Annotated in this window: 22 protein-coding genes; 13 read left to right on the top strand and 9 right to left on the bottom strand. The window is 56.3% G+C overall.

All coding sequences use genetic code 11. The features are described 5' to 3' along the window. Positions 1-68 precede the first annotated feature (68 nt). The 7 genes from B1C80_RS05145 to B1C80_RS05115 all read left to right on the top strand — a co-directional run bounded on the left by B1C80_RS05145 (position 69) and on the right by B1C80_RS05115 (position 9,150). A complete protein-coding gene (locus B1C80_RS05145; RefSeq protein ID WP_077919976.1) occupies positions 69-725 on the top strand; it encodes an HAD family phosphatase in 657 nt (218 codons plus the stop codon). Positions 726-779: 54 nt separating this feature from the next. After that, complete coding sequence (locus B1C80_RS05140) at positions 780-1,952, top strand: site-2 protease family protein (RefSeq protein WP_077919975.1); 1,173 nt, start codon at positions 780-782, stop codon at positions 1,950-1,952. Positions 1,953-2,018: 66 nt separating this feature from the next. Next, positions 2,019-3,392 (top strand): sensor histidine kinase, encoded by a 1,374-nt coding sequence (locus B1C80_RS05135; RefSeq protein ID WP_077919974.1) that lies wholly within the window; start codon positions 2,019-2,021, stop codon positions 3,390-3,392. Positions 3,393-3,506: 114 nt separating this feature from the next. Beyond that, entirely contained in the window at positions 3,507-4,097 is a 591-nt protein-coding gene (locus B1C80_RS05130; protein WP_077919973.1) for an RNA polymerase sigma factor, read from the top strand. Next, positions 4,094-4,870: a hypothetical protein gene (locus B1C80_RS05125; protein ID WP_077919972.1), complete on the top strand. Its 777-nt coding sequence runs from the start codon at positions 4,094-4,096 to the stop codon at positions 4,868-4,870. The genes B1C80_RS05130 and B1C80_RS05125 overlap by 4 nt, the downstream gene beginning before the upstream one ends. Before the next feature lie 17 nt (positions 4,871-4,887). Further along, positions 4,888-6,297, top strand: coding sequence for a S8 family serine peptidase (locus B1C80_RS05120; RefSeq protein WP_077919971.1), 1,410 nt, complete (start codon positions 4,888-4,890; stop codon positions 6,295-6,297). A 66-nt stretch (positions 6,298-6,363) separates the two neighbouring features. Further along, positions 6,364-9,150, top strand: a complete 2,787-nt coding sequence (locus tag B1C80_RS05115) for a CHAT domain-containing protein (protein WP_077919970.1) — start codon at positions 6,364-6,366, stop codon at positions 9,148-9,150. 18 nt (positions 9,151-9,168) lie between these two features. On the opposite strand, the gene B1C80_RS05110 is transcribed toward B1C80_RS05115, so the two are convergent. From B1C80_RS05110 to B1C80_RS05090, 5 genes are all read right to left on the bottom strand, one after another. Beyond that, a complete protein-coding gene (locus B1C80_RS05110; protein WP_077919969.1) occupies positions 9,169-9,786 on the bottom strand; it encodes a 3'-5' exonuclease in 618 nt (205 codons plus the stop codon). A 115-nt stretch (positions 9,787-9,901) separates the two neighbouring features. After that, positions 9,902-12,076 (bottom strand): FUSC family membrane protein, encoded by a 2,175-nt coding sequence (locus tag B1C80_RS05105; RefSeq protein WP_077919968.1) that lies wholly within the window; start codon positions 12,074-12,076, stop codon positions 9,902-9,904. A 13-nt stretch (positions 12,077-12,089) separates the two neighbouring features. Beyond that, positions 12,090-12,518, bottom strand: coding sequence for a ribose 5-phosphate isomerase B (rpiB, locus tag B1C80_RS05100; protein WP_077919967.1), 429 nt, complete (start codon positions 12,516-12,518; stop codon positions 12,090-12,092). Between the two features lie 120 nt (positions 12,519-12,638). Next, positions 12,639-13,055, bottom strand: a complete 417-nt coding sequence (locus tag B1C80_RS05095; protein ID WP_077919966.1) for a response regulator — start codon at positions 13,053-13,055, stop codon at positions 12,639-12,641. Then, a complete protein-coding gene (locus B1C80_RS05090; protein ID WP_077919965.1) occupies positions 13,021-14,187 on the bottom strand; it encodes an ATP-binding protein in 1,167 nt (388 codons plus the stop codon). The genes B1C80_RS05095 and B1C80_RS05090 overlap by 35 nt, the downstream gene beginning before the upstream one ends. A gap of 235 nt (positions 14,188-14,422) precedes the next feature. Between B1C80_RS05090 and zwf the strand changes: the two genes are divergently transcribed. From zwf to B1C80_RS05075, 3 genes are all read left to right on the top strand, one after another. Then, entirely contained in the window at positions 14,423-15,919 is a 1,497-nt protein-coding gene (gene zwf, locus B1C80_RS05085; protein ID WP_077919964.1) for a glucose-6-phosphate dehydrogenase, read from the top strand. A gap of 71 nt (positions 15,920-15,990) precedes the next feature. After that, positions 15,991-16,716: a 6-phosphogluconolactonase gene (gene pgl / locus B1C80_RS05080; RefSeq protein ID WP_077919963.1), complete on the top strand. Its 726-nt coding sequence runs from the start codon at positions 15,991-15,993 to the stop codon at positions 16,714-16,716. Positions 16,717-16,843: 127 nt separating this feature from the next. After that, positions 16,844-17,257 carry a hypothetical protein gene (locus B1C80_RS05075; protein WP_236648620.1) on the top strand — a complete coding sequence of 138 codons (414 nt, stop codon included), beginning with the start codon at positions 16,844-16,846 and terminating at the stop codon, positions 17,255-17,257. An 11-nt stretch (positions 17,258-17,268) separates the two neighbouring features. On the opposite strand, the gene B1C80_RS05070 is transcribed toward B1C80_RS05075, so the two are convergent. The 3 genes from B1C80_RS05070 to B1C80_RS05060 all read right to left on the bottom strand — a co-directional run bounded on the left by B1C80_RS05070 (position 17,269) and on the right by B1C80_RS05060 (position 19,515). Next, positions 17,269-18,126 carry a dienelactone hydrolase family protein gene (locus B1C80_RS05070; protein WP_077920104.1) on the bottom strand — a complete coding sequence of 286 codons (858 nt, stop codon included), beginning with the start codon at positions 18,124-18,126 and terminating at the stop codon, positions 17,269-17,271. Between the two features lie 137 nt (positions 18,127-18,263). Continuing rightward, on the bottom strand, positions 18,264-19,028 hold the full coding sequence (locus tag B1C80_RS05065) for an SDR family oxidoreductase (protein WP_077919962.1): 765 nt from the start codon (positions 19,026-19,028) through the stop codon (positions 18,264-18,266). A gap of 70 nt (positions 19,029-19,098) precedes the next feature. Continuing rightward, complete coding sequence (locus B1C80_RS05060; protein ID WP_077919961.1) at positions 19,099-19,515, bottom strand: AraC family transcriptional regulator; 417 nt, start codon at positions 19,513-19,515, stop codon at positions 19,099-19,101. A gap of 217 nt (positions 19,516-19,732) precedes the next feature. On the opposite strand from B1C80_RS05060, the gene fumC reads away from it, so the two are divergent. The 3 genes from fumC (at position 19,733) to B1C80_RS05045 (ending at position 23,026) form a co-directional block, all read left to right on the top strand. Then, positions 19,733-21,136 carry a class II fumarate hydratase gene (gene fumC, locus B1C80_RS05055; RefSeq protein ID WP_077919960.1) on the top strand — a complete coding sequence of 468 codons (1,404 nt, stop codon included), beginning with the start codon at positions 19,733-19,735 and terminating at the stop codon, positions 21,134-21,136. A gap of 117 nt (positions 21,137-21,253) precedes the next feature. Continuing rightward, on the top strand, positions 21,254-21,961 hold the full coding sequence (locus B1C80_RS05050; protein ID WP_077919959.1) for a hypothetical protein: 708 nt from the start codon (positions 21,254-21,256) through the stop codon (positions 21,959-21,961). Positions 21,962-22,120: 159 nt separating this feature from the next. Further along, on the top strand, positions 22,121-23,026 hold the full coding sequence (locus B1C80_RS05045; protein ID WP_077919958.1) for a hypothetical protein: 906 nt from the start codon (positions 22,121-22,123) through the stop codon (positions 23,024-23,026). Positions 23,027-23,055: 29 nt separating this feature from the next. Here B1C80_RS05045 and ggt read toward each other — a convergent pair whose 3' ends face one another. Continuing rightward, positions 23,056-24,753, bottom strand: coding sequence for a gamma-glutamyltransferase (gene ggt / locus B1C80_RS05040; protein WP_077919957.1), 1,698 nt, complete (start codon positions 24,751-24,753; stop codon positions 23,056-23,058). Positions 24,754-24,826: the final 73 nt, after the last annotated feature.

The raw sequence follows: 24,826 nt of genomic DNA, 5'->3' as shown, positions 1-24,826 counted from the left end.
CGGATACGGGTTGTGTGCTATTCTACCCGTATCTTTGGTTTTCTGAACGTACCGCTTATCGGCCAGTTATGCAGCCTACACTCGACCCCGCAACGCTCAAAAACCTTATTTTCGACCTCGGCGACGTTATTATCCCCATTGACCTGACGGCCCCGATCCGCAATTTTGCCATGCTGGCCAACATGCCCGAAGACGACGTACGGGACCTCTGGCAGCAGCACGATTTCCTGAATCACTACGAGACCGGCCTGATCGACGACGACGCCTTTCGCAACCATGTCCGGCAACTGATCAGCCAGTACAGCGATGCACCTAAAGACTGGGCCGACGAAATCATCGATACGGCCTGGAATACCGTGCTGCTCGATCTGCCCGTGGAGCGCATCGAGCGCATCAAACAGCTGCGGACCCGCTACCGGCTGTTCCTGCTGAGCAATACCAGTCCCATCCATATCCGGCAGGTCAACCAGGTGCTGACCGGCATGGGGCAGCCAGCGCTGGAAGAACTCTTCGAGACGGTGTTCTATTCGTATGACCTCCGGATGGCCAAACCATCGCCCGGGATCTATCAGCACGTGCTGACCCAGGCTGGCATCCGGGCCGAAGAAACCGCTTTCTTCGACGATAACGCCCTGAACATCCGCGCAGCCGCCGAGTTAGGTATTCAGGCGGTTCAGGTGCAGCCACCCCTGACGATGCTGGACTACGTAAAGGATTTATCGTGATGCGGTCATACCGCCTTTCTGCTCACTGAACGGGTTTGTACCCGCGTTTTCGACATGAACCAGCGCACTCGTACCTACCTCCTGCACGGAGGTCTTTTTTTGCTTACCCTGATTACCACCACCCTCTCAGGAGCGGAATGGATGTTTGGCCGGCTCTTCATCGCCATCGAGGACATGAAACCCCTGGGCTGGGCCGAGTTTGTGGCCGGATTGCAGTTTTCGGTGCCCTTTCTGGCTATTCTGACCGTACACGAGTTTGGCCATTACTTTACCGCAAAGGCCAACCGGGTGCGGGTAACCCTGCCTTATTATATACCGCTCTGGTTCCTGGTCGGGCAAAGCATCGGTACGCTGGGGGCCTTTATCCGGATCAAAGATTACATCGGCAGCCGACGCAAGTACTTCGACATTGGTATTGCCGGACCGCTGGCCGGATTTGCGCTGGCGCTGGTTGTGCTCTGGTATGGATTCACTCACTTGCCGCCACCGGAATACGTCTTCAGCATTCACCCGGAGTACCAGAAATACGGCCTCGATTATGGGAAGTACGTGTATGCTAACCTGCCCCCGGGCGGAGCCGTAGGGCTGGGCGATAACCTGCTGTTCTGGTTTTTTAAAACGTACGTGGCCGATCCGGCGCGGGTGCCGCACCCTTACGAAATGGTTCATTATCCGTTTCTGCTGGCGGGGTATCTGGCCCTGTTCTTCACCGCGCTCAACCTGATTCCCATTGGTCAGCTGGATGGCGGACATATTCTGTACGGACTTATTGGCCGGACGCGGTTTAACCGGGTAGCGCCGGTGCTCTTCACGGGCTTTGTCTTCTATGCCGGACTTGGGGTCTTCAAACCCGCCGATTTTGCCGTGCCTACCGACGATGCTTTTTTCTCACAGCTGGGGTATTTCGGACTTTATGTGCTGTTTCTCTACCTGTGTTTCTCCAGAATAGACGAGCAGGATGGTCCCCGGGCGGGCTTTCGCATGACTCCGCTACTCGTAACGCTCAGTGTTGTTATGGCGCAGCTGGTCATCTCTTCGTTCCGGCCCGACTGGGAAGGATACTCGGGGTTTCTGGCCTTTGCCTTTGTGCTGGGCCGCTTTCTGGGTATTTACCATCCCGAAACCCAGCTCGACGAACCACTCGATGGTAAGCGGCAACTACTGGGCTGGCTGGCGCTGCTGGTGCTGGCTCTTTGTGTGAGTCCACGTCCGTTTCTGATTCCCTAGGAAAATTCGGGCTTACTCGTATGTTTGTAGGATAACTGGTTGACCTATTGATCATAGGCTTTTAGTATGGCTTTACCTGCCGCCTACACGACGCTACGCCTGTTCCTCGACGGCATGCTATGCATGATGGCGCTGTATGCCCTGCTGAGCTATTTTCAGCAGCAGAAGTCGATCTATTGGCAGTATGCGCTCTATATCCTGTGTATGGTCGCTACCTTCTGGATCGATGACATCGGCTACGGTAAGGTCGATTACCTGCCCGGAGCCGATTACCGGGCCGCCCTGCTCGAAACCATTGCCTTTGTCCTCTACATCCGGTTTGCGGTGCTGTTGATGAACATTGCGGTGCAGGATTCCGTCAGCTACCGGATACTCTGGGTCATTACCACCATACTGATGGCCGGGGCTCTGCTCGATACGGTGCTGTGGCTGGCCGGAGCTTCCGACAGCCTGCGGAGTACTTTGTATACGATCAACCGGTTCAGTGTGGCGGCTGGTGCGCTGCTGGTGATGCCCCGGATTCTGCGGCTGCGGCAGGCTGTGGTGACCTACTTTATTGTCGGATCGCTGCTGTTTACGTCGGGTTGTCTGCTGGCCCTCTGTATAAATTTCATTCCGGCGCTGTTTACCCGCCAGATCGACCATCCGTTTACGTACCCGATAACATTCATGCAACTCGGCGTGGTAGGTGAAGTACTGTGCTTCACGCTGGGTATGTCGCTGCGGAACCGCGAGAATGAACAGGAAAAAATAAAATACCAGGCGCAACTGATCGAGCAACTCCTCGAAAACGAACGGAAACAGCAAAAACTTCAGCGCATCCGCGACGACATTGCCCGCGACCTGCACGACGACGTAGGCTCTGACCTGAGTAGTATCAACCTGCTCAGCCAGGCAGCCGCCCGCCAGCTCGACCGCCAACCCGACGAAGCGCGCGCCCTGATCCTGACCATCGGGCAGACATCCCGGCGGGTGGTAGCCACCATGCGCGAAATAGTCTGGAGTCTGAACTCGGCGCAAACGTCGCTGGAGAGTTTTTCATTCCGCCTGCGCGAAACGGCCAGCCTGCTCTTCGATCACCAGCCTACGGAGCTTCATCTGGATTTGCCGCTCGACAGCGATCCTACCTGGGTTCTGCCGGCCGAAGGACGGCGGGATCTGTTTCTGATGGTGAAAGAGATGCTGCATAACGCCGTCCGACACGCGCAGTCGTCGCATGTCTACGTGCAGGTAAGACAGCAGGCCGGCGTACTCCAGGTCAGTGTGCGCGATGATGGGCGGGGGTTTAGGGTAGCGGATCGGACAACCGGCAACGGACTAAGAAGCCTGAACCAGCGGGCCGCATCGCTGAGCGGGCAACTCCATATAGAGTCAGCGCCCGGAGCCGGTACCCTCGTTACGTTTCAGTGCCCGCTGGCCGAAGATGTCGTCATAGCCTGAGCCGGATCGTGATGCAGGCCGGTGCTATCAGGGACTAATTATCGAATGATCCTAGTCTTTATTGCCTGTTTTTGTCTACTTTACGTCCCATAAACCTCTCTTTCTCTACTTCTTATGGAGCCTTTACGCCGGCAGTTATCGGACGCGGATTTGATGGCGGGTATCCGGTCGGGTGGTACACAGCGTCGGCTCTTTGAAAATAAGCTGTACGAAAAATACGATTACCTCATTGCCGACGGGGTGCGAAAACACCGGCTGACCGAAGACGATTGCGCCAGCGCTTACTCCGATTCGGTCCTGACTCTCTTCGAACACATTACCACCGGCCGGTTTGAGGGCCGTTCGGAGCTTAAAACGTATCTCTATCAAATTTTTTCGAACAAATGTGTTGACGCTATTCGGAAAAAGACGACTAACCGAAGTAGTGTCCACGATGCCCTGTCTCTCGACGATACGCTCCTGCAATTACCCGATGAAGCCCGTTCGGCGGTACAGCGGCTCATTGCCCAGAGCGACGTAGACGCCCTGCACCGGCACCTGCGCAGTATCGGCGATAAGTGCCGCGCCATGATTCTGGCCTGGGGAGAAGGGTATTCTGACGACGAAATTGCGCAGACCATGGGCTACAACACGGCCGCTGTGGCCAAAACCAGCCGACTGCGCTGTATCGAAAAGTTGCGCGAACGCTATCGCGATATGCTATGAACGATCTGGAGATCATTGAAAACTACCTGAACGGTCAACTCTCCGCCGACGAACGAACGCGGTTTGAGACCTCGCTCCGCACTGACCCGGCCCTTGCCGATGCGCTCGCCTTTTACGTGCTGACCAAACAGGTAGCCCGGCAGGAAGCCCGCGAGCAGCGCCTGGCCGAACTGGATGCCCTGCGCCGGAACAAACATCCGCAACCGCCCATACACACCGGGTCCGACGAACCGACCGTGGCAACCCCCCGGCGCCGGCTGGCGCCTATGCGCTGGGTTGCAGCCGCCAGTGTCCTGTTGCTGCTGGGACTGGGCTGGTACATCTTCCGGCAGGCTGGCGGGCCAACAAGTGCCGTAGAACTGGCCGACACTTACCTCAACCAGCAATACGGTCAGTTGAGCACGACCATGAGTGGCGGCCCGGCTGACCGGCTTAAACAGGGTATTGACCTGTATAACCAGCAAAAATTCCAGGAAGCTGAACTGATTTTTAATCAGCTACTTATCGAGCAGCCCGATAATGACCGCGTCCTGAAACTGGCCGGTCTTGTTGCCCTGCGACAGGCAAATTACGACGAAGCCATAGCGCGTTTTCACCGCCTGAGTCAGCGAACAGACCTGTATTCGAATCCAGGAACGTTCCTCGAAGCACTCGCCCGGCTCAAACGGAATCAACCGATGGATAAAGAGCAGGCCAAAAAGTTGCTTGACGAGGTCATTACCAGCAACTTGGAAGGCAAAAGTACCGCGCAGTCTCTTGTTAAACAGCTGTAATTAACCTATACCCAGTTATGTCCCACTCTCAGGAAAAACCCATGTTGAACCCAGGGCGCCCCAATTTCCATGTGAAGGTTAAGCGGTTATATGAAAAAGGTGAGCTCGTTCCCGATACGGTGCCAGACGAGATTGACCCCCGCCGACTGGTAGTACGTAATCAACTGGTTGCGCTGTTCGAAAAGCCGTTGGAGGTGGACCAGGAGAAGACCTTAAGTCTCGTGGGTGTCGGGGGAAGGGACAAACGGGAAGTAGTGATCAGCGAAGCACGGGTCATCAAACGATCCCACTGTAACCCGAATCTGGTATTGCTCGAAGGTAATAACGCGCACCTGTTAACGGAGGATATAAAAATTACTTCTGGTCCCACTCTCGATATAGTCAAGAGTAGCGCCAATGATGTACACTACTCCGAGGGCGGTACCATTACTCCTCCGCCCAAAATCCTGGATTCCAGCGGGCCGGGCAACCCGAACCCACCGCGAATAAAACCGGCATTGTTCGATTTTCAACTCCGGCGCATCATCCGTGATTCGTCGGCCTGGCAAGATTTTCCGATTGTGGGCATTATGGATACGGGTATCGATTTTTCATACCCTAATACTGAGTCGATACCGATTCAGTTTAACGGCGGTAAACCCCTGTGCAGAAAAACCATTGAACCTGATTTTATCGGCTGGGATTTCGTACACGACCAGAACTATCCCTACGACGACAACGACCGGAGCAAGCACGGAAGTCGTATTGCGGCCATCATCAGCAGGCAGATGGAGCACAAGGTTCGCATTCTGCCGCTGAAAGTCATCGACAAGTACGGTATAGGCCAGTTATTCGATATTCTCTGCTGCTTCGAATACCTGCTCCACTCCGACAGTTTGCCTCAAAAGCCGGTAGCGATCAATGCCAGCTGGGGATTTTATCAGTCGACAGAAGACAAACTATTGAGTAGTTATATACCGCGTCTGCAGGACGCGGGAATCTGGCTGGTCAATGCAGCTGGCAACGAGGGTGATGTGAAAAATAATAAGACTGTAGATCTGGGCGATGAGCGCAGATGGCCTTCTTGTTATAGTGACCAGTTTGCCAGCGTAGTGACGGTTACAACCGTGAAGCGAACCCCTCTGCTGGGTTTCGAGACGGTCGAAAACTTTTCAAAGAGGTTTGTTAATATGGGTATCGGCAGCGGAAACGATGGCAAATTTATTGAGCCGCTGGTGTCGGAAGACAATTCACCTCCGGTTACGTTTCCGCCGGTAAAGGGATCATCGTTTGCTACGCCATTTGCGGTTGCGCAAATCGTGAAATGCAACCAGCGCCCCACCACCATACCGGAGCGTCTGAGGATGCTCACGTCGATACCGGGCCGAATCACCGCGCTCACCGAGCGGATCGATCAGGGTACGGTTGTTCCGGTCGAGACGAACTAAGGCCGGCAATCAGCGTAGTGGCGATCCGTGTAGTTGAGAGTGTCCGTTCAGTTATTGAGTATAGCTATGAGAAACGCACGACTGCTTTGGTTGATCAGTGGCTGTACGCTGGCTACGCTAATTACCTATGCGCAATGCCCTGCGCTCCGGTCAGACTGGGACCGGCTTCAGAAAAATACGACGCTCGAGGCTAGCCAGCTGGCCGGACAGGCCCTCGCCTTACAAAAACGATGGGGTGCCTGTCATGAGTCCGTCGATACGTCTTTTGTGCGTCTGCTCCTGTTTACCGGTACTCAATTCAGACAGCAGGGAAAATACGCCGAGGCCATCGGCTATTATCAGCAAGGAGTGAAACTGGCCACTACTCGACCCGAAAACAGGGCGCTGGCGGCTCAGGCGCACTATCTGGCCGGCTCGTCATATCTGTATGACAACAGAGCCGAACAGGCAACCGCATCCTTACTACAGGCCCTGCGCTGGGCCAAAGGTCGTGATGCTGACCTGAAATGGGCGGCCAGTTCATTATTGAATCTGGCCTACATAAGCGCATCGGGAGGAGAGTACCAGCAGGCGCTGACCTATGCCGAATCGGGCTCGCGGCAGGCTGTCGGTCTAAATAAGCCGCGAATCGTTGCACAGCTACTACGCGAGAAAGCCAATGCTCTGTACTGGCTCGGCCGTTACGATGAAGCCATTGTTACTATTGAAGAAGCCTGCCGACTGAGTATTGCGGCTGCTGTAACAGATGTTCTGCCGCAGTTGTATTTATTACTGGGCGACATCGAGAGCAATCGCAACAAGGATGTGTCGGCGATGAAGGCCTATCAGAAAGTGGTTCAGCTGGCCGATCAGGCCAATGATACCGCGCTGAAAGGGGTTGTTCTCAATAATCTCGGCTATTTGTATTTCAAACAGAAAAACTACCCCCGGGCGGTTCAGACCTACCAGGAGGCCCTGCAGGTAGAAACCAATCCGATGAATCGGGTCCGCCTGCTCGATAACATTGCGTCGGCACTGCGTCGGCAGGGGCAGTATACGAAAGCCCTGTCCGTTTATCAGCAAAGCCTGGCAGCCGTGCCTAATATTCGGTTTGTTGCGTCGGATATAACAAAAAATCCGGCAGCCGAATCTATTCGATCGGTGCTTCAGCGCGAGTACCTGCTCACCACCGTTCAGGACAAAGCGGACGCCTGGTTAGACTACGCCAGGGCGACCGGAAACAACAAACAACGCCTGTACCATGCCCTGCATACCTACCAGGTGGCCGATCAGATGATCGACTTCATGCGGTGGGAACATACCGAGCAGCAGTCGAAACTGTTCTGGCGAAATAAAACCAGAACCCTTTACGAGCGCGCTATTGAAACCTGCTGGCGGTTGGGCGATGCCGAACAGGCATTTCGATTTATTGAAAAAAGCCGGGCCGTCATGCTGGCCGACAAACTGAACGAGCTGGGAGCCCGGCGGCAGCTGACAGCCGAACAGAATGCCGAAGAAAAACGATTACAGGCCACGCTCAGTGAACAGCAAACCGCGCTGGCCAATGCACCGGCAGGCCGGGCTTACGACAGTTTGCGGGTAGCCCTGCTGGATGGTCAGGTTAAGCTCGATCGGTTCCGGCGGGGGCTGGAAGCCTCCAATCCGGCTTACTACCGTTATAAGTACGATACCACGACCACCCACCTGGCTGACCTGAAAGCATACCTGACCGAACGGAAAGCATCGTATGTCAGCTATTTTATAGGCGATAGTAGCCTGTATGTACTGGGCGTGGCCGGTGGGCGTACTACGCTGGTTCGGCAACCGCTTAGTAACTACAGCCAGACCGTTCGTTCGTTTATGAATTTGCTGGCTAATCCTGATGCGATGAACCAGCGGGCCAACGTGCGTCAGTTCATGGGGCTGGGAAACTCACTCTATCGGCAGCTGCTGGCTCCAGTTGGGCTACCCGAAGGCCGGGTTATTGTGTCGCCCGATGGGGCGTTTGTCCCGTTCGAGGCTCTGAGCCGCTCGGCCAGTACCGCCGACTATCTGGTGCAGACAAACGCGTTCAGCTATGCCTATTCGGCGCGGCTGCTGCTGAAAAATGAAACGAGAGCCTCCGCTACGGCCAACTTATGGACCACCGATTTTCTGGGGGTGGCACCGGTAACCTTCGCGGCTGGCCTGGGCCAGGTGTCACTGCCGGGCTCAGATGCTGCACTTCAGCCAATAGCCGATCGGTTCAAGTCGTCGGTGCTGCTTGTCCATACTCAGGCCCGACGCCGAACCTTCCTCGACGAAGCCGCCCGCGCGCGCGTCGTTCACTTGTTTACCCACGCCATTGCTGATGACAGTACGGGCCAGGAGCCTCAGCTTTATTTTGCCGATTCGACCCTACAATTATCAGACTTGAGTAACAACGATTTATTCAATACGCAACTGGTAGTGCTGGCGGCCTGTAAAACCGGCATCGGAGCCAACCAGCGGGGCGAAGGCGTTTTTAGTTTAGCGCGGGGCTTTGCTGCCCTTGGTGTTCCCAGCGTACTGACCACGCTCTGGAGCGTCGAAAACAAAGCGACTTACGACATCACCAATTTGTTCTACCGCTACCTGGCCGAAGGAATGCCCAAAGACGTAGCCCTGCAGCGGGCCCAGCGCGACTGGCTGGCCAGGGCCGAGGGCGAAAATCAGCTACCCAACTATTGGGCGGGTCTGATCGTCGTTGGCGATGCGGCTCCGCTCGACCAGCCTCCGGCCTGGCCCTGGATGGTCGGCAGCGCCTTGCTGTTGCTCAGCCTGGGGCTTGTTTGGGCCTGGTGGCGTAGGAGACGCCGGGTCGCACAGCCGTCTCCACAGTATAATCTGGCCTAACGGGTAGCCAGCGTTTTCTTATACAGTGAGTTTCATGGTATCCGCCAGTTTGAATACCTCGGCCAGGCATTTTGCCGTGAGTTCCGCATCTTCGAGGGCATTATGAAAGCCATCTTCCCGTGCCAGACCGAAGTAGCTGGCAATGGCTGTCAGGCTCAGCCGGTCCGGCACTTTACGGCCGTTCGCGCGCAGGACCCGGAAGGTAAAGTAGCTAAGCGTATGCAGATCGAGGAGCACCCGTGAATATGGCCATTTCAGCTTTTCGTACCGATACGCTTCCTTCAGAAAATTGATGTCATTGATGACGCTCTGGCCACAGATGATTACGTCGCGCAGGTAAGGCGTACGGTCGAGCTGACCCGCCGGTACCCGGATCGACAATTCTTTGCAGATCCATTCTTCCAGCTCGGGCAATACGTCGTACATCATGGGCGCATCCTGCAAATCAGCCAGAGACAGGTTATGAATCTTTTCCGAAGACGATGAGAAGGCCTCTTCATTCTCGGGGTAGACGTTCGTCAGGTACTGTCCCTTCCTGACCCAGTTGTCGTCGAAGAGCACTGCGCCAATCTGAATGATTTCGTTGTAATCCGGCTCAGGGCCGGTCATTTCAAGGTCGAGTACAAGGTAGGGCATGAGTTATAATGGCGAAGTTGATTAAAGTGAAAAATAATGTCACAGTTTTTCATGTGTGAAACAAACGGGATACGTTAGGCGTTTACCTCTTAACAACGCAGCAAAACCTCGATGACTACGGTCCGTCGGGGTTTTTTGTTGCCGGGTGATCAACCCAGTTCCCCTTCGAAAGTACCTTGCCTATATCGCCACTTACCTGCTGGATAAACTGCAGGTGTTCCATAAACAGAAGATCGGCCGAAGTCGGCTCAGGCGCATCGACCGTGTCGGCCGCTACGGGGCGGGTGGCAGCCGACTCTACGGGCTGCGTTTCCACTAAGCGCTTCTGGCTGTCGGTCAGGGTGGCTGCGGCCCGCTTGATCGGTTTAAGTACCTCTGCCGAATACGGCCTGGGCCGGTCGGTCAGCAAACCGGTAATCAGGGTGGCAATATTGGCCGATAGTATGTGGTTAAGTACCACAAATTCGTAGATGAGCGTTTCGTTGCGCTGCTTATGCTTCGGTTCCGATGTCATTCGCTGAAAGGCCGCTGCCAGGTTGGCCGAAGCTACGTACACCTCTTTTCTGACCAGTTTATAATCGACAACCGGCAGTGATTTGCCCGACAGCCCGTCGAGGAGCAGATTCATATACCGGATGTTGGCGCTGAGCATTTCGCGCATGGTGTTGACAATCTGGTTCGACTCCCAGTTGGGAAAAAGCAGATAGCTGGCGCCGAAGGCCAGCAGCCCGCCCAGCAGCGTATCCAGAAACCGCTCGCCCGCCACGTCGAGGTAGCCCGTTCCCAGAAAGCTGAAAACAATCAGCAGGAAAGGGGTTACGCAGACAACCATGACCAGGTAGTTGAACCGGAGAAAGCTGTAGGTGCCCAGCATGAACAAAACCAGAAACGCGAACTGAGCGGCTTTGTCGGGCACAAACATCAGAATCAGAACCCCGATGATGGCCCCGGCCAGCGTGCCGGTAATGCGTTCAATGTTTCGTTGTTTGGTCAGGCTGAAAGCCGGTTTGAGAATAACCAGCACTGTAAGCAGAACCCAGTAGCTATAGTCGCCGTACGGCAGTACCAGCGTGAGCAGGTAGCCAACGACCAGCGAGACCGCCACCCGCACCGAGTGTCGGAAAGCTGATGACTCGCGGGTCAGGTTGTTTCGGAAAGAAGGCCAGTCGATGACCTGGTGAGACACAAACCGGCCGTATTCGATGGTGTCGGCCCGATCGGTGGGTACCGCGGGCTGGCTGATGTTATTCTGAATAATTGACAGCCGCTGGCTGATGGCTCGTAAGCCGACCATGGCTTTTCGCAGGACGAGGGTACTGCCGTATTCAGGGCCCAGTGCTTCGATGTGCTGCCAGAGATCATCGAGCTGTTTGCTGATGTCGATCGGGGGGCGCCGAATCACACTGGCCTGTATCGATAAGCCAATGTAATCGAGCTCGATGGATAGCTTACGAATCAGGGCGGCAAAGCGCGGCAGAACCCCGGTCTGGCCAAACCGCTCCAGCATATCGGCATAGTCGAGGTACATGGCCAGTATCTGGTCGTACAGATCAACGACATCCGTGAAGGTAAGCACGAGCAGGCGGCTGGTATTGTCGGACTCGGCCATCAGCTGCCGGCTTTTGAAGAGAATTTCGCGCACGGCATCCTGCTGCTCGCTCACCACAACCTGCTGGGCAACCAGCCGCCGGTAGTCATCATCGAGCGGGGTGCTGATGTCGTAGAAATCGGCCTTAATGGCCATGAAGGTTGCCACGGCATGAATACACTGGCCCAGCGCCTGACGGGCAGCCTGGTAGGGGCGAAGCCGCGACGAGAGCAGACCAATGGCCGTATACCAGAGTCCGCCGGCCGCAATGAGTCCGCTCTCGCGCAAAATACCCATCAGATCGAGCGGCCGGTCGAGCATCAGGATCATCGTGAGCAAAGCGGCTGTACCGACCGAGGTGGCCCGGTTGCCGTAAATCACGAACATGGAAAAAAAGAAACCCAGCAGCCCGATTTCCAGGGTCATGGAAATCGGGTGCAGGCGCGCTACGCCGGTCAGTAAAGTCATCCCGACGCTGACAACAACCGTGGCCAGCATGGCATTCCGGCGGTGCTGAACCGGGCCGGGGGCATCGCTCAAACTGACGGCCAGCGCCCCCAGCGAGATGGCCATACCCGTATCCAGCTGCCCAAACTGATCGAAAACCAGCGAGGGGAGCAGAATAGACAGCGTGGTACGAAAGCCGTTCGAGAAGTTCTGGCTTGAGAGAAAATAGGCGATTTCCCGGATGCGTCGGTTCATAACGCCCCCGTTACTATTCGTCCAGCTGCTGAATGCGTGTCAGGTGCCGACCGCCTTCGAACGGGGTGTCGAGCCAGATCTGCACGAGTTTGAGCGCCGTTTCTTCACTCATCATCCGCTCGCCCAGCGAGATCACGTTGGCATCGTTATGCTGGCGGCATAGCCGGGCCGACTCTTCATTCCAGCAGAGGGCCGCGCGGACGCCTTTGATGCGGTTCGACATGATGGCTTCTCCGTTGCCTGAGCCGCCCAGTACAACCCCACGTTCTACGTCGCCAGCCGCTACGGCTTCGGCAACGGGCCGGATAAAACGCGGGTAATCAACCGATGCGTCGGAGTAGGTACCCATGTCCGTTACATCATGACCCTGGTCAATCAGATACTGCTTAATGGCTTCTTTGTAGCGGAAACCGGCGTGGTCGGAGCCGATGGCAATTTTCATAAAGTAATGCAAGGTTGATATCAGGCCCAAAAGTAGCCAAAATGCGGGCCTGACGAAATAATAATGTAGATAACCCGCCGGTCGGATCGTGTGGCTGAGCGCTATTCAGATTGACCGGCCTCAGACCGGCGCTGAGAAATAGGTATCCACGATTTTCTGGATCATATCCCTCGTTAGGGGTTTGCTGTAATAGCCAGCCACCTCGTCCATGCCAATGGCCCGCTGCCGGTCGGCGGGGTTTAGCGAAGTCGTCAGCATCAGCAGGATCAGCCGGCTCTTTTGCGAGGCTGGCAGCTGATGGTACCGATCCAGAAATTCGAATCCGTTCATGCCGGGCATGTTGATATCCAGCATGATGACGTCGGGCTGCAGGTAGTCGGGATGATCGGTCTGGGTCAGGTAATCGAGGGCTTTCTGGCCGTTCTCGGCGATCCGCACCGTTTCGCAATAGCCCGACTCCTCAATAATCAGCTGATGAAAGAAATTATCGTCGGGGTCATCGTCAACCAACAGAATGCAGCGAATCGGTTTGGGCATAATGCTGTAGGGTTTTTATGATTTTGGGGAGGGTAAAATGAAAGGTACTGCCGGTGCCGGGGGTACTCTCGACCCAAATCCGGCCGCCGTAAATATCGATGACTTTTTTTACGGTGGCCAGCCCGATGCCGGTTCCCGAGTATTCGTTGCGGCCGTGCAGGCGCTGAAAGATCTGGAAGATACGGTCGTGGTATTGCAGATCGATACCGATCCCATTGTCGCTGACCATAAAATGATAGCGATCACCCCGGTCGGTAGCCCGGATCAGTACTTTGGGGTCGGTAGCCGGCCGTCGGTATTTGAGCGCGTTACTGACCAGGTTCTGAAACAGCTGGTGGATATCGGTCTGGTGGGCGGTCAGCGTAGGAAGCCTACCCTCTACGCGGATGGTCGCGTGGGTGGCCTGAATATCGGCCTGGTGTTCTTCGATCACATCTGCCACAACCTGATTCAGGTCGACGGGGGTAAACTCGACCGTGTTGCCTACCCGTGAGAAAGCCAGCAGGTCGTTGATCAGTGAGCGCATCCGGTCGGCCGCGGCTGTTGAGACGCTGATCAGCTTTCGGGCGTCGGTGTCGAGGTGGCTGCCATGTTTGGCTTCCAGCAGCGTGAGGTAGTTGGTAATGGTTTTCAGGGGTGACTGCAGATCGTGGGAGGCCACGTAGGCAAACTGTTGCAGTTCTTCGTTGGAGCGGGCCAGCTCCTGCATGGCCTGTTGCCGAAGGGTGAGCTCCCGGCTGTATTCATCCGATGTCCGCAACCCCAATGCCTCGTTAAAATACCGGATCAACGCTATTACGGTAGCAATAGAAACAAGACCCGTCATAAACCGGACAAGGGCACTGATGCGGTAGGCTGGCCACCAGAACATGAGCGCATCGATCAGGTGGGTCAGGCCGCAGAGCAGAATAAAGGCGCCAAACAGCCAGAATACACCCGTGAGCGGAACCCCGGTTTTTTTGAGTAAAAACCGAATGAGTATAAGCGGTATGGCCATATAGGCCAGCCAGATGGTAAGGTCTGAAACGATATAGAGCCATCCGTGGAAGTCGGTCCAGGTACCACACAGCCAGCGGGGAGGCCAGTCGCTGGTGTCGGTAAGCCGCCGGAAAAACTCGAAAAACTGATCCATAGTAAGCGTAAGACTGGGGAGAGCCGGTAAAGAAAGTAAAGCCTGCTGAACCGAACTATAAATGTACTAAGTCCGGTTGGGATGTAGATAATGCAAGTCTACCAAAAAAGAAGAACAGCCGTACATTTACCTATCCATCCGTCAGGGCTATGCACCACCAACGCTAACCTTATTCGTGTAGACTTGTTCGGAACGGGGGGCATCGGTAATTTGCGGCCCTCAATACAACCAGCTTATGATTCCAGCCACTAATCAGCGGCCAGCCGCTACCATCCTCTTTATATTCGGCGGCAGCGGTGATCTGAACCTCCGGAAACTAACGCCAGCGCTTTACAACCTTTTTATCGACCAGTACCTGCCCGAGCGGTTTGCCGTTGTTGGCCTGGGCCGTAGTCCGTATGACAACGACTCGTTTCGGGAGCGCCTGCTCGACGGGGTACAATCTTTCTCGCGCCGTAAAAACGGACCCGAAGACGCCTGGAAATCGTTTTCGCCCCTGGTATCCTACCTGCAGATGGATGCGGGCGATGCGGGCGCCTACGGTACGCTGTCCGATTTTGTGCGTCAGAAAGAAGAAGAATGGGGCGAGCACCCCAACGTGGTGTTCTACCTGGCCGTGGCTCCGCAGCTGGTTCCCAACATCGCTACCAACCTCAGCAAGCTGGAGCTGTGTGGCGACAAACGGCACGTGCGGATCGTGGTGGAGAAGCCGTTTGGCCATGACCTGAAAACGGCCCTCGAACTGAACGAACTGCTGGGTGGCCTCTTTGCCGAAGAACAGATCTACCGCATCGATCACTACCTGGGGAAAGAAACCGTCCAGAATATTCTGGCGCTGCGGTTTGCCAACTCGCTTTTTGAACCGATCTGGAACCGGCGCTATGTCGAATATGTGCAGATCACGGCCGCCGAAACGGTAGGGCTCGAAGGGCGGGGGGGCTACTACGAAGGCTCCGGTGCGCTGCGCGATATGATTCAGAATCACCTGCTTCAGGTCATGTGCATGGTGGCTACCGAAGCTCCGGTCAATTTCGACGCGAATGAAGTCCGCAACAAAAAAGTAGACGTACTGCACGCGATTCGCCCCATCAAGCCCGAAGACGTCAAACAGGTGGCCGTTCGTGGTCAGTACGGACCGGGGCGCGTAAAAGATAAAGACATCCCCGGCTACCGGCAGGAAGAAGGCGTAAAGCCCGATTCGGCTACCGAAACCTTTGCCGCCGTAAAGCTATACGTCGATAACTGGCGGTGGGAGAATGTGCCGTTCTACCTGCGGACGGGCAAATCGCTGGCCGAAAAGACGACGGTCATTACGATTCAGTTCAAAGCGGCTCCGGATTTTGCCTTCCCCGATGAAGCGATCTCGACCTGGGAGTCGAACCGGCTAACGATCGGTATCCAGCCGGCCATGGACATCCGGCTGCGTTTTCAGGCCAAACGCCCGGGGCAGACCCTGGCCATCGATCCGGTCGAGATGGTGTTCAGCTACAAAACGGCTTACGACGGGCAGGAACCCGAAGCGTACGAAACCCTGCTGCTCGACGTGATGACGGGCGATGCTACCCTGTTTATGCGCGCCGATCAGGTAGAAGCGGCCTGGCGGGTGGTTACCCCCATCCTCGACGCCTGGGAGAGCGAGGCTCCCACCGATTTCCCGAACTACACGCCCGGTTCATGGGGTCCCGAAGCGGCCATGCGCCTGGTCGAAAAAGACGGGTTCTCGTGGAAATAACCCGGTTGGGTGTTCGAATCGTGGCTTTTGCCGTCATCAGCATCGTTTGCCAACAACTGTAAACCGATCGTATGCAGGTTCTTATCAAGAAAAACCCGGACGCGCTGGCCAAGGCTGCGGCTGAGTTTATTACGAAGCAGATCAAAGAGGTTCTGAAAAAACAGGACCGTTTTACCATTGCCCTGTCGGGAGGCAGTACGCCCAAAGCCCTGCACGAACTGCTGGCAAAATCACCCTTTGCCGAGCAGATTCCGTGGCTGCAGCTGCATGTTTTCTGGGGCGACGAGCGCTACGTACTCATTGACGACGAGCAGAGCAATGCTGGTATGGCCTACGATACGCTGCTGGGGCATGTGTTCACCCCCGAAGAACAGATCCATGTCTGGCGCACCGAACTCGAACCCGAGGCTGCGGCTGTCGACTATGACCGGATTTTACACGACTATTTTGGCGACACCGGCCCCACCTTCGACCTGGTGTTGCTGGGCATGGGCGACGACGGCCATACGCTGTCCCTGTTTCCGGGTACCGAGGTCGTACACGAGCAAACCAGCTGGACGAAGGCTTATTACCTAAAGCAGCAGACTATGTACCGGCTCACCCTCACGGCTCCGGTGGTAAACCGGGCGTCGTGTGTACTGTTTCTGGTGGCCGGCCCTAAAAAAGCGGCCCCGCTGAAAGAAGTGCTGGAGGGCGAGTTCCGGCCCGACACTTATCCGTCGCAGGTTATCAAACCCGCTGACGGCCAGCTTATCTGGATGGTCGATGAGAAAGCGGCTGCCAGCCTCAGTCAGTAGCCACCATCTGTGTACCTTATAAACCGCCCGACGCTACCGATCAGTAGGCGTCGGGCGGTTTTTTGTTTAGGAGGCAGCGGGAGATCGACTCCTGTACCATCCTGAACAAACTAACTTCTTCATTATCATGCGAATCCGATCCCTGGTATTCCTGCTTATGGCCTGGGTAGCCAGCTACTCTGTAGTCACCGCTCAGACAACCGCGGCCCCGGCCGACTCATCGGCCATGCTCATCGGCAAATGGGCCGGTACGTATGATGGCTCAGACGCGGGGAAATTCGACCTGATTATCAATCAGGACAACGCCCGGAAGCTGACCGGCCAGATCGTGATGCTGGCGCCCGATGGCAATCGGTATCCTATTGATCTGAAAGTGATTACCTGGCAAAACGGTAAACTCAGCGCAGCCTATGCCGACCCGCAGGGTGGGAGTGACGTCACGTTTTCGGGCACCTATGAACAGTCCGCGCTAAAAGGGAACTGGCGGGCGTCTGATGGTATGGCTACCGGTAGCTGGCAGGCCACCCGGGCCGACAAGTAGCTGGCGGGTGGTTAGCTCAGGTTCTTTTTAAAGAATGAAATAGTACGGTCCCAGGCTAGTTTGGCCGCGGTTTCGTTGTAGCGGGTGGGCGCGGTGTCGTTGTGAAAAGCGTGCTGCGCGCCTTCGTATACGTAAAGTTCGTAGGCGACCCCTGCCTTTTTCAGCGCTTCTTCGTAGGCCGGGATCCCGGCATTGACCCGTTCGTCCAGCCCGCCGTAATGGAGTTGCACGGCCGCTTTGATCTTAGGTACGTCGGCCGCGTCGGGTTGGCGGCCGTAAAACGGAACCGCTGCTTTCAGGTCAGGCACATGAACGGCGAGCTGATTGGCCATGGCGCCACCCCAACAGAAACCAACGGCACCCACTTTGCCGGTACTGTCGGGGCGGGTTTTAAGGTAGTCGACGGCTTTCATGAAATTTTCGCGCGTTTTCTGGGCATCCAGTTTGCCAAACAGCTCCCGCATCTGGGTTTCATCGGTTGGGGTGCCTCCGGCGGCCGACAGCGCATCCGGGGCGAGGGCTACAAAGCCCGCCAGCGCCACGCGTCGGGCTACATCTTCGATGTGGGGGTTAAGGCCTCGGTTTTCGTGGATGACGATAACGGCCGGATACTTACCAGCCGCTGCGGGGCGGGCCAGGTACCCCTTCATGGTGGTGTCGGAGCCGGGGTAGGTGATGGATTCGGTTTTGATACGATCGTCCTGAGCCGTGATGGTTTCGGCTTTGGCGTAGTTGACTTCCAGTAAGGGTAGCACCGCCAGGGCAGCGGCTGTTCCGCCCGTCAGCTGGGCCAGTCGTTTCAGAAAATCGTCTCGCCTGAGCGGTTTATGGGTGTACTCGTCGAAGAGGTTGATAATACGCTGATCCATGCCAGATTGGGGTTTAGAGCTCGTTTTGTAAAGCTGCCGAATCACCCGATCATTTGCAAATGTGGTTGCTCGATCGTCAACAAACATGGGTAAGCAACGCCAGCTGGTGCGCTCACCCATGTTGTTGGAGTCCGGATTTACAGGAACATACCGCCTGATGCCTCGATTCGCTGGGCGTTAACCCAACGGGCGTCGGCCGAGCAAAGAAACGCAACCACCCCACCCACATCGTCGGGAACCCCGAGTCGACCCAGCGCCGTCTGCGACGATATGAACGCCCCCAGCTCGGGATGAGCGTCGCGGGCTGCCTGGGTAAAATCGGTTTCAATAAGACCGGGCGCTACCAGATTGGCCCGGATACCCCGGGGACCGAGTTCTTTGGCCAGGTATTTGGTAAATACTTCCACCGCCCCTTTCATGGACGCGTAAGCCGCGTAGCCGGGCGTTGTGAAGCGGGTAAGGCCAGTCGATACATTGACGATACACCCATGGTCGGCCAGTAAGGGCAGCGCTTTCTGCGTCAGGAAGTAGACTCCTTTCACGTGAACGGCAAACAGGTTGTCAAACGCTTCTTCGGACGTTTGCGCAATGGGCGAGCTGGCGTCGATACCGGCATTATTGATCAGAAAGTCGAACTGGGTGCGGCCCCAGGTTTGTGCTAAGCTGACCTTTACGTCGTCCAGAAACGCATCGAAGGTCGTTGACAGGCTGGTGTCGAGCCGTAGGGCCACCGCTTTCCGGCCCTGCCGTTCCAACTCCTGTACCACAGCCTCGGCTTCTGCCTGCTGCGTACGGTAGGTCAGGATCAGATCAATACCATCGGCGGCCAGTCGCATCGCCATATTTTTTCCCAGCCCGCGGCTGCCTCCGGTCACCAGTGCAATTTTGTTGTCAGTTGCCATATTGTTTGTTTTAAATGGATGGCACAAAATTGCGGGTCCCGACGGCTTGGGCTGTGGTGACAGTTTCCGTTTAAATGGTGAGCATTTCAGTTTTTTCGCGCTCCGCCCGCCAGTACTCCTCGCGGTACTGCTTTGGAGTGACTCCCTGAAACCGCTTGAAGAACTTGGTGAAGTTGGAGGGGTCGAAGGTGAGTATAGCGGCAATGCTGGCAACGGACTGCTGTGGATCGGTTAGCATGGACCGGGCTATGGTCATGATTTTTTCTTCGAAGAAGTAGCAGGGTGCCTGGCCCGTTGTGAGCTTGATAGTGTTGCTCAGGTGGGTGGGATGAATGTGCAGCTCGTCGGCTATGTCCCGAATCTCATACATCTCGGTAACCCGTCCGGCCAGCAGGTCGGCCAGATGTCGGTCAATCACCATCAGGAAGTCGGCAGTGATTTCGTGCTGCCGGGCGGCTATTTTCTTGGGTAGTGTGTAAGCGGCCATGTTCGATCGATAAGCCAGGGGTTACCCTATGAACCATTTTACGTGCTGTTTTGATCAGTATCGCCCGGCAATTCGTGGCGCAAAGTGACCATACCCATGGGAAAACACCGGCCCCCCTGTACCTTTGCAGCCGGATTTTAAAGAGTCAGCGACGGAACGGATTCCAGGCCTGGTACCTGTTCCGTCGCTGACTCCTTCACTCTTTCGCTCTTACCACATGGAATACCGCATCGAGAAAGACACGATGGGCCAGGTTCAGGTGCCGGCCAACGTTTACTGGGGCGCGCAGACGCAGCGTTCCATCGAGAATTTTAAAATTGCTCAGGACATCAATAAAATGCCCCGCGAAATTATCCGGGCGTTTGCGTACCTCAAGAAAGCGGCTGCGCTGACCAACCTCGATGCCGGGGTGCTGGCGCCGGAAAAAGCAGAACTGATCGGCCGCGTCTGCGACGAAATTCTGGAAGGAACGCTGGACGATCAGTTTCCGCTGGTTGTCTGGCAGACCGGCTCGGGTACCCAGTCGAATATGAACGTCAACGAGGTGGTGGCTTACCGCGCGCACGTGCTGCAGGGCGGATCGCTTACCGACGAGAAGAAGGCGCTGCACCCGAACGATGATGTAAACAAGTCGCAGTCGAGTAACGATACCTTCCCAACGGCCATGCACATTGCCGCCTACAAGATCCTGCTGGACGTGACCATTCCGGGCATTACCAAACTGCGCGATACGCTGGCGGCCAAGGCGAAGGCCTTTATGCACGTCGTAAAGATTGGCCGCACCCACTTCATGGACGCGACCCCGCTCACGGTGGGGCAGGAGTTTTCGGGATATGTGTCTCAGCTCGATCACGGTTTGCGGGCAATCAACAACTCGCTGGCTCACCTGAGCGAGCTGGCGCTGGGCGGTACGGCCGTCGGAACGGGGATAAACACCCCGCCCAACTACGCTGACAACGTGGCCAAACACATTGCCAGCCTGACCGGTCTGCCGTTCGTTACAGCCGAGAATAAGTTTGAAGCCCTGGCGGCCCACGATGCCATTGTAGAAGCACACGGCGCGCTGAAAACGGTAGCGGCCAGCCTGATGAAGATCGGCAACGACATCCGCATGCTGTCGAGCGGTCCGCGGGCGGGGATTGGCGAGTTACACATTCCGGACAACGAGCCCGGCAGCAGCATCATGCCAGGTAAGGTAAACCCGACCCAGTGTGAAGCCATGACGATGGTGGCCGCGCAGGTGATGGGCAACGACGTAGCGATCAACATCGGCGGTATGAACGGCCATTTCGAGCTGAACGTATTCAAGCCGGTTATGATCTATAATTTCCTGCATTCGGCCCGGCTTATCGGCGACGTATGCGTATCGTTCAACGACAAATGTGCCGAAGGGATCGAGCCGATCGAAGCCAACATCAAAAAGCACGTCGATTCGTCGCTGATGCTGGTAACGGCGCTGAATACCAAAATTGGCTACTACAAAGCCGCCGAAATTGCGCAAACCGCCCATAAAAACGGCTCTACGCTGAAAGAAACGGCCCTGCAACTGGGCTACCTGACCGAAGACGAGTTTAACGAATGGGTGAAGCCCGGCGATATGGTTGGCGAGCTGCCTGCCTGACGATAGCCCCTGCCGAACTAAACACCCGAAACAACACGGGCCGGATGACAGCATCCGGCCCGTGTTGTTTCGGGCCGCGCCAGGTTGTACTTTGTCGGGTACTTTCGCCACCGCCTTATGCTCCATCAACTTCCTCTGTACGTTAGCCTTGTCTTCGGCGCCACGACGCTGGCCACGGTCTGGCTGTTTTACCGGGCCAGTCGGCAGTCGATCCTGGTATTGGTCGTTCTTCTGGCCTGGATGGCGCTTCAGGCGGGCCTGAGTCTGGCGGGGTTTTACCGGCAGACCGATGCAATGCCTCCGCGTTTTCCGGCCCTGGTGATTCCCCCGCTTCTGGTACTGATTGGGCTGCTGCGAACCGCCGGGGGGCGTCGGTTTCTCGATTCGCTTCGGCTGGACCAGCTGACTTTACTGCATACCGTACGCATCCCGGTCGAGCTGGTGCTGTTCTGGCTGTTCGTTGCTGGCGCGGTGCCGAAGGAAATGACCTTCGAAGGACGGAACGTCGATATCGTGTCTGGTCTGACGGCGCCGGTGGTATACTATCTGGCATTTGTCCGGAAGCGGTTGTCCGGTCGGGGGTTGTTGATATGGAATCTGATCTGTCTGGGTTTGCTGGTCAATATCGTGCTGACTGCGGCTATGGCTGTTCCCTCGCCTGTTCAGCAGATTGCGTTCAGTCAGCCCAACATAGCCATCCTCTATTTTCCGTTTGTATGGCTGCCATCGGTGGTGGTGCCCATTGTGCTGGTGGCTCATGTGTCATCGCTACGTCAGTTACGCCGGAAAGCGTCGGAGAAGCAGACGGATCTGTTTATACACTGAACCCCGCAGATCGGAGCCTCTGGGGTCAGGATACACCATTGACTAACAAGGCGTCTCACTAATCGGGTAAGTTCGGTTAAAACAACAGCCCAATGCCTTTCTGGAGTATAGCTGCCCAGGCAACCCGTTTGGTAATCGGTCAAACCTCTCTACGTGCCCATGTTCTACGATTCAGAAAACCCGGCCATCGCGTTGATAGGCCTTGGCGAAACCGGAACTGCCGTTGGCAATCAGCTGCACAAGACAGCTATCCGGAACCTTGTCCCGATCCTCTGCGATACCGATCCGGACCGGCTTCGGGCCTCTCCGATAACCAATAAACTGTTTGTGGAGTCCGGGAGGGAGCGTGCCGACGCGAAGTGGCACCTGGCCGATGCGTTTAATGAGTTGCCGGCGCTGGGTGAGCTAGCCCTTGTCGTAACGGATCTTCGAACACCTGCCGACTGCGAACTGGCGCCAATCCTGGTCGAGCTACTAGCCGAATACGGGCTGTTTACGGTAGTGTGTATTGGCCTGCCGCCAGATCTGGAGACCGCGCAGCAGGATATGGCCAACCAGACCATGCATCGCCTGCAGGCCGAGGCCGACAGCCTCTGGGTATACCCGCTGTCAGAAACGGCCTGGTCGCAGCAGGTTGATCAGTTTACCAGCGCGGTTGGCAAACTGGCTACGTTCGGCGAGTCCATGCTGGGTCATGTCGATTTTATGGACTTTAAAAAAGTGGTCAGTAAGGCACGATTAACGCTGACAACGGCCAGAGCCAGGGGCCAAAGCCGGTCGGCCGAGATTATGCAGGAACTCACTCGTCAGCTAAACCAGCAGATGGCAACCAGCGAATCGGGCGTATACCGGGTGTTGCTGGTTATGAGTTACAGCGACGATAAGCCGCTGCTTGTGCGTGAACACGTGGACCTGTCAAACTGGGTCAGTGATGTCGTCAAAACCGAGCCCCGTATGTTTAAGCTCGGGATGTTTGCCGATCCTGAACAGGGCGAATGGCTCGATGTGTCGGTACTGATCGGGATGCCCGTTACGGACGCTTCAGCTGGCCAGACCAGCCGATAGCCACTCACGCCTTTGGTCCATAACAAGGTTTAGAAACCCGCTGCCTGCCCGTCTTTTCGGGATTCTGTAGCGCCGTGGTAGATCTTGTTCTTGGCATCGTACATAATGGCCTGATAGCCGCCGTATCCGCCCAGGCCATAGCCTACCTTATGCCCCCTGCGCATCAGCTCGCGGATGGTTTCGTACGGGTAGCCCGACTCGAGGGTAATCAGACCGGAGTCGGTCATTTTCTCGCCCGTCGGTTCCGATGATCCCTGGTGGTCGATCCGGGGGGCATCGCCCGCTTCCTGTGGGTTCATGCCGTAGTCGATCATGTTCATCACGATCTGAACATGACCCAGCGGCTGAAAACTTCCTCCCATCACCCCGAAACTCATAAAAGGCTGCCCGTCTTTGGTGATGAAAGCCGGAATAATGGTCTGGAAGGGCCGTTTGTGGGGGGCGTAAGTGTTATTTTGCCCGTCGATGAGGCTATATAACTCGCCCCGGTCCTGAAGCATAAAGCCCAGCCCATCAGGAACCATGCCCGACCCGAATCCGCGGTAGTTGCTCTGGATCAGCGATACCATATTACCCTCATCGTCGGCAACGGTGAGGTAAATGGTGTCGCCCTGTTTAAGCGCCGGATTGCCTGCATCGACCCGGCTGGCAGCCCGGTTCAGGTCGATCAGGGCCCGCCGATCAGCTGCGTAGGGTTTACTGATCAGCGCCTGAACAGGAATAGTAGCAAAGGCCGGGTCAGCATAGTATCTGGCCCGGTCTTCGAAGGCCAGCTTCTTGGCTTCCACGAACCGGTGAATGTGTTCCGGGCTACCCCAGGGAATCGTCGAGAAATCGTAGCCTTCCAGTATGTTCAGCATCTGCAGGGCCGCGATACCCTGGCTGTTGGGGGGCAGCTCCCAAACGTCGTACCCGCGGTAGTTGGTCGATACGGGTTCGACCCACTCGGAGGTATGATCGGCCAGGTCGCGGGCACTCAGGTAGCCGCCCATCTTTTTCATGAACACGTCGATCGTCTGCGCAATGTCGCCTTTATAAAACGCATCCCGACCACCTTTGGCAATTTTTTCGAGGGTGTTGGCCAGCGCCGGATTCCTGAACAGCTCGCCCCGCTTGGGCGCGGCTCCGGTGGGGGCGTAGGTTTCTTTAACGTTGGGGTACTTGCCGAAGCGGGCAATCATCGATGGCCAGTAAAAAGCAGCCTCGTCATGAACGGGGTAGCCTTCGCGGGCGTACCGGATGGCGTGGGAAAGAATATCGGTCATGGGTGCCCTGCCAAACCGTTTGTGCAGCGAGAACCACCCATCCACACAGCCCGGCACCGAGACGGGCAGGGGGCCGTCGGCGGGAATGTGCGTCAGCCCCCGTTTCTTAAACTCGGCCAGGGTAAGTGTATAAGGCGACCGCCCCGATGCGTTGAGACCGTACAGTTTTTTGGTTTTGGCATCCCACACGATGGCAAACAGGTCGCCCCCGATCCCGTTTACGTGCGGCTCTACCAGGCCTTCCATGGCGTTGGCGGCAATGGCGGCATCGATGGCGTTGCCGCCCGAGCGCAGCACCTGAAGCGCGGCCTGGGTCGAGAGCGGATGCGAGGTGCAGGCCATACCGTGACGAGCCATCACGACCGCCCGGGTGGCAAAGGATTTGCCGCTGAGCCGGTCCTGGGCGATCAGACGGGGAAGCAACAGAATCAGCAGACAGAGGGTAGCGATCAGCTTGTTCATGGGTGGGGCAGGGCTGAAAAAAGATGTGCCACGACCAGGCGGTCGTGGCACAAGATACGTAAATCGAGCTATT

Origin of the sequence: Spirosoma sp. 209, assembly GCF_002006735.1 — a bacterium.
Taxonomy (GTDB): Bacteria; Bacteroidota; Bacteroidia; order Cytophagales; family Spirosomataceae; genus Spirosoma; species Spirosoma sordidisoli.
This window is presented reverse-complemented; position numbering and strand designations above follow the sequence as displayed.